We start from the raw sequence: 6,116 nt of genomic DNA, 5'->3' as shown, positions 1-6,116 counted from the left end.
GCGCCGGACAACCCGTACGTGGGCGCCAACGACCCGGTCGTGAAGTCGATCGCTTCGGTCAGCGGCACCGACGTCGGCAAGTTCGAGCAACTGACCCTGGACAAGGCGCCGGTGACCACTACCGTGACCGACGAACCAGGCTCGGGCACACCGGGTACGGGCAACCAGGGCGACGTCACCACGGTCGGCATCACCGGTACCACTTCGCTGACTGAAGGTGAAACTGGCCAGTACACGCTGACCCTGAGCAATGCGTCCAAGTCCGAAGTCACCATCACGCTCAGCTACAGTGGCACCGCCAAGAACGGTGAGGACTTCTCTGGTGTCACCACCGTGAAGATCCCGGCCAACAGCACAGGCACGACGTTCAACATCGCTACCATCGACGACAAGCTGGTCGAAAGTACTGAGAACTTCACCGTGAAGATCGAAACCGCCACCGGTGGTACCTTCGAGAACCTGCAAGTTGACAGCACCAAGTCGAGTGTGACCACTGCCATCCTCGACAACGACCACCTGCCGGTTTCGCCCGGTGGCGCGGTGTTTGGTGTGGAAGACACTGACTACGTGTTTGCATGGAGTGATTTCAAAACCACCGATGCCGATGGCAACACTGGCTTGTCCGTAACCATTACCTCGCTCCCGGCCGCTGGCACCCTGCAATTCTTCAACGGTACTGCATGGGTGAACGTGACGGTCAACCAGGTGATCAGCCAGGCCGACATCACTGCCAATAACCTGAAGTTTGTGCCGGCTCTCAACCAGTCGGGCGCGGACAACTATGGTGGCAACGGCGTAGGCAACAAGCAGGCCGACTACGCGCAGTTCAAGTTCAAGCCGAACGACGGCACCAACCTGGGCAGCGAAGTGACCATGAAGGTCGACATCAGCCCGGTTGCCGACAAGCCGACCCTGAGCTTCGGCAGCGCTGATATCGACTCCAAAGGCCTGACCAAGGAAGTCTGGAACACCCTGAAAAACTTGGGTACTGGTGGTAATGGCATTACCGGTGACGACCTGAAGACGGTCTTTGCCAACTCTGGCAGTGCCAACTCCAGCAGCACCATTACCAACGTGCAGTCCGATGGCAGCGTCACCGCTGGCACCGGTTCGAAGACCTCGGGCCTGATCTACCTGGAGGCTGGCAAGACCTATACCTTCAGCGGTACCGCTGACGACAGCTTCGTGCTCACCATCGGTGGCAACACTGTGGTCACGGCTACCTGGGGTGCTGGTGGCAAGATTTCGGGCACCTTTACCCCGACCACCAGCGGTTACTACCCGATCGAGGTCTACCATGCCAACCAGTCCGGTCCAGGCAGCTATGACCTGAACATCCAGGTAGGCTCGGGTACTGTTACCGACCTGAGCAGCTCGAACATCAAGATGTACCAGAACGTCACCGAGATGGCCAACGCTGGCCTGGGCGTGTCCGATCTGCACACCGTGAATGGTCAGAGCTACTACGACGGCTACAAGCTCAACGAAGGGCCGGAAGGTGGTTCGGTGAAACTGGTCGGTATCTCCACCGCCCTGACCGATACCGACGGTTCCGAAACCCTGAACGTAACCCTCAGCGGCATTCCGAAAGGGACCGTGCTGAGCGATGGTGCTGGCCATACCGTAACGGTAGGCAGTAGCCCGGTAGATGTGACGGGCTGGAAACTCAGCAGCCTGACACTGACTCCGCCGGCCTACTACAAAGGCTCGTTCGACATCACGGTCACCTCGACTGCCACAGAAAGCCTGGGCGGCTCGGCCATCACTACCGGCAATATCCCGGTGACGGTGTATGCCGCAACCTACAAGGCCAGCGTGGGTACCTCGGGTAACGACACGATGACCGGCAGCGAAGGCAACGACATCATCGTTGCTGACGTGGCGGGCCTGAACGTGGTTCAGGGCAAGAACTACAACATCGCCTTCATGGTCGACAGCTCGGGCAGTATGAGCGACAAGTCGATTGCCGACGCGAAGACGCAGCTGGCTTCGGTGTTCAATTCGCTCAAGGCCAGCCTGGGCTCCGACACCTCGGGTACCGTGAACATCTTCCTGGTCGACTTCGACACTCAGGTGAACAAGAACGTGGCGGTGAACCTTGCCGACCCGGATGCCCTGAGCAAGCTGCAGGCGGTACTGAACTCGATGGTGGGTGGCTACAACGGTGGCGGTACCAACTATGAAGACGCGTTCAAAACCACGTCCAACTTCTTCAACAGCACCATGGCCACCAGCAATAAAGGTGCGGAGAACCTGACCTACTTCATTACCGATGGTAAGCCGACGTATTACCAGAGCGGGGAGAACACCAACCCTAGCCTGTGGAAGAATGGCAAGAACCTGGACGATGTGGTCAACGTCAACAACTACAAGATGGGCGATACCTTCAGTGCCTGGGCCGACGCGACGCACAAGGTCGAGATCAGCAGCAGTGGCGTAGTCAAGGTGCTGACATACTCCGAGAACCGCTGGGGTACGCTGGTGCTTGACTCCACCAAGACGGTCGGCACCCTGCATGCACAGGGCGATGGCACCTACGAGTTCTCCAATCTGGACGGTACCGGCTACGCAGATTACTGGAACTATGTGGACTCGGCGGCAGGTTCCACGGCGAGTTTCGCTGTGCTGGGTGGCACCAGCGGCTTGAGCAAAGTCCAGGCTATCGGCCTGAACAGCGATGTCACGCTGAACGATTTGAAGCCATACGACAGCGCCGGCAAGCCGCAGACCAACATCGACCCGTCCGACCTGGCGAAGGCGATTCTCGGCCACTCCGAAGCAACGGTGCCAGGTGCCGACACCATCGATGGCGGCAACGGCAACGACATCATCTTCGGTGACTTGATCACCCTCAACGGTGTTGTCAGCGAGGGTTACCAGGCCCTGCAGACTTACGTCGCGCAGAAGAGCGGTGTCGAGGTCAGCTCCGTTACCACCAGCAATGTCCACCAGTACATCACCGAGCACTACACCGAGTTCGATATCTCCGGTGCCAAAGACGGCAACGACATCCTGTCGGGCGGCAATGGCAACGATATCCTCTTCGGTCAGGGTGGTAACGACACGCTCGATGGCGGCAAAGGTAATGACATCCTGCTGGGCGGTACCGGCAATGACACCCTGATCGGTGGCCAGGGCAACGATATCCTGATCGGTGGCAGCGGTGCCGACACCTTCGTGTGGAAGGCGGGCGACATCGGTAACGACGTGATCAAGGACTTCAAGGTGGCCGAGGGCGACCGTATCGACCTGAAGGACCTGCTCCAGGGCGAGAAGGGCAGCACCATCGACAACTACCTGAAGCTCACCACGGTGGAAGGCACGACGACGCTGCAAGTCAGCAGCGAAGGCAAGCTGAACGCCGAAGGTGGTATCGCCAACGCCGACGTGACCATCAAGCTGGAAGGGGTGAACTGGTCCAACACCACGATCAACTCGTTGATCAGTGGTGCCGACCCAACCATCATCATCCACAACAAAGACAGCTGATAGACCACCGGGGCCGCTTAGCGGCCCCGGCTCTTTCCTGCCATCTGCCAACAGCGCATACTCTTGCGCCGGGCCTGCGTGCCTGGCGATCTTTGCCTATGCTGCTGTCTACCAACAAGGAACCAACGTGACGAGGGACACCGCCATGTTCTACGTGCAACGCGACGCCGCTGGCCAGTTGCTGCGGGTAGAAGCAGCCGCTTTTGACCAGTTCACCGAAATGCTCCCCGCCGACCATGCCGATGTTCAGGAATGGTTCGCCGATGACGTTGTGGAAAACAGCCTGAACCAGCTCAAGCAAAGCGATCTGGACATGATCCGCGTGCTTGAAGACCTTATCGATGTGCTGACCGCCAAGGGCGTGTTCAAGATCACTGACTTGCCCCCAGGCGCGCAGGCCAAGCTGCTCAACCGCTCAACGGCACGCAAGGCGCTCAGCAGCCTGAACAACCTCATCGACGAAGAAGAGCAGGGCGGGCTGATCTGATCGCGGGCCGCCCCGCCCCCAGTGCTATGGTTATGCGTTAAAGGTATTTAAAATATTGCTCTTATGACTTTATAGTCACTTCCACTGCGTACCCGTCGACCAATCGATGCGCCGCACGACTTGAACCCACACGGGAAAACCCCGTGCGTTTCTGATCGTTGCGCGCCATTGAAGTCGCGCACTGCGTGGGAGTGAAAAATGTCAGCCGCCTTGAACGCCTTGTCGTCCATCGACAGCGCCCAGCCGCAAGTGTTTGAAATCCGCCCGTTCTCCGGTGCCGTAGGCGCCGAGATTATCGGCCTGGACCTGGCCAAACCGGTCAGCGCCGAGGATTTCACCCGTATCCACCGCGCCCACCTCGACCACCATGTGCTGGTGTTCCGCGACCAGCGCATCAGCCCGGAACAGCAGATCGCCTTCAGCCGCCGCTTCGGTGAGTTGCAGATCCATGTGCTCAAGCAGTTCCTGCTGACTGGCCACCCCGAGATACTGATTGTTTCCAACATCATCGAGAACGGCCAGAACATCGGCCTGGGTGATGCCGGCAAGTTCTGGCACTCGGACCTGTCGTACAAGGAGCTTCCAAGCCTCGGTTCCATGCTGCATGCCCAGGAACTGCCCAGTGAAGGTGGTGACACCTTGTTCGCCGACATGCACAAAGCCTGGGACGCTGTACCTGACGCCCTGCGCAAAGTGGTCGAGGGCCGCAGTGCCGCTCACTCCTACACCGCCCGCTACGCCGAGACCAAATTCGAAGGCAACTGGCGCCCGACCCTGACTGCCGAGCAACTGGCGCAGGTAAAGGAAGTCATTCACCCGGTAGTCCGCACTCACCCGGAAAACGGCCGCAAAGCCCTGTTCGTCAGTGAAGGCTTCACCACCCGCATCGTCGGCCTGCCAGACGACGAAAGCCGCGACGTGCTGCAGCAGCTGTATGCCCTTAGCGTGCTGGAGCAGAACATTTACCGCCACCAGTGGCAGCCCCATGACCTGGTGTTCTGGGACAACCGCTCACTGATCCACCTGGCCACCGGCTGCCCCGCGCACCTGCGGCGCAAGCTGTACCGCACCACCATCCAGGGCGATGCCCCGTTCTGACGACTGAGGAAACCATCATGCGCAAATCCATCAGCCGCCTGGCGGCAAGCATCGGCCTGGGCGCAAGCCTGGTCGTCGGCAGCCTGGCTGCCCCCGCCGTGGCCCAGGCCGAAGGCAAGATCCGCATTGCCGAACAATTCGGCATCGTCTACCTGCTGCTGAACGTGGTGCGTGACCAGCACCTGATTGAGAAACACGGCAAGGAGCAGGGCATCGACATCGAAGTCGACTGGGCGCAGCTGTCGGGTGGCTCGGCCATCAACGACGCACTGTTGTCCGGTTCGGTGGACATCGCCGGCGCTGGCGTCGGGCCACTGTTGACCGTCTGGGACCGCACCAAGGGCCGGCAGAACGTGAAGGCCGTGGCTTCGCTGGGCAACTTCCCGTACTACCTGGTCAGCAGCAACCCCAACGTGAAGACCATCGCCGACATCTCCGACAAAGACCGTATCGCCGTTCCGGCGGTAGGTGTTTCGGTGCAGTCGCGCTTCCTGCAGTACGCCGCTGCCCAGCAGTGGGGCGACAAGGAATACAACCGCCTCGACAAATACACCTTGGCCGTGCCGCACCCGGACGCCACCGCCGCGCTGCTGGCGGGCGGCACCGAGCTGAACGGGCACTTCTCCAACCCGCCGTTCCAGGACCAGGTGCTGGCCAACAAGGACGTGCACGTGGTGCTCAACAGCTACGACCTGCTCGGCCCCAACTCGCCGACCTTGCTGTTTGCTACCGAGAAGTTCCGCAAGGACAACCCCAAAACCTACAAGGCCTTCGTCGATGCTCTGGCCGAAGCTGCAGACTTCGCCCAGAAAGACAAGGCGGCTGCCGCCGACACCTATATCCGCGTAACCAAGGCCAAGATCGACCGCGACACGCTGATCAAGCTGATCGACAACCCACAGTACGAATTCACCGTTACGCCCAAGAACACCTACAAGCTGGCCGATTTCCTCTATCGGGTAGGCGCCATCAAGCACAAGCCGGAGTCGTGGAAGGACTACTTCTTCCAGGATGAACGCCCGCTGCAGGGGAGCTGACCGAT

4 protein-coding genes are annotated in these 6,116 nt (G+C 59.9%); all 4 read left to right on the top strand.

From position 1 onward, the window contains the following. Nucleotides 1-3,489 (top strand): type I secretion C-terminal target domain-containing protein (locus N436_RS22095; RefSeq protein WP_146232684.1); only part of this gene is annotated, 3,489 nt, incomplete at its 5' end. A 145-nt stretch (nucleotides 3,490-3,634) separates the two neighbouring features. Next, nucleotides 3,635-3,976, top strand: a complete 342-nt coding sequence (locus N436_RS22090) for a tryptophan synthase subunit beta (protein ID WP_105947449.1) — start codon at nucleotides 3,635-3,637, stop codon at nucleotides 3,974-3,976. A 198-nt stretch (nucleotides 3,977-4,174) separates the two neighbouring features. Continuing rightward, on the top strand, nucleotides 4,175-5,074 hold the full coding sequence (locus tag N436_RS22085; protein WP_110741942.1) for a TauD/TfdA family dioxygenase: 900 nt from the start codon (nucleotides 4,175-4,177) through the stop codon (nucleotides 5,072-5,074). A gap of 17 nt (nucleotides 5,075-5,091) precedes the next feature. Then, nucleotides 5,092-6,111: an ABC transporter substrate-binding protein gene (locus tag N436_RS22080; RefSeq protein WP_105947447.1), complete on the top strand. Its 1,020-nt coding sequence runs from the start codon at nucleotides 5,092-5,094 to the stop codon at nucleotides 6,109-6,111. Nucleotides 6,112-6,116: the final 5 nt, after the last annotated feature.

The sequence above is a fragment of the Pseudomonas sp. RV120224-01b genome (assembly GCF_003208145.1).
GTDB classification, from domain to species: Bacteria; Pseudomonadota; Gammaproteobacteria; order Pseudomonadales; family Pseudomonadaceae; genus Aquipseudomonas; species Aquipseudomonas monteilii.
Note: the sequence above shows the minus strand (reverse complement) of the source record. Positions and strands in the feature narration are given on the sequence as shown.

Excerpts from the sequence above, each read along its gene's own strand:
- N436_RS22090 (WP_105947449.1), top strand. The coding sequence starts at position 3,635 with ATGTTCTACGTGCAACGCGACGCCGCTGGCCAGTTGCTGCGGGTAGAA.
- N436_RS22085 (WP_110741942.1), top strand. The coding sequence starts at position 4,175 with ATGTCAGCCGCCTTGAACGCCTTGTCGTCCATCGACAGCGCCCAGCCG.
- N436_RS22080 (WP_105947447.1), top strand. The coding sequence starts at position 5,092 with ATGCGCAAATCCATCAGCCGCCTGGCGGCAAGCATCGGCCTGGGCGCA.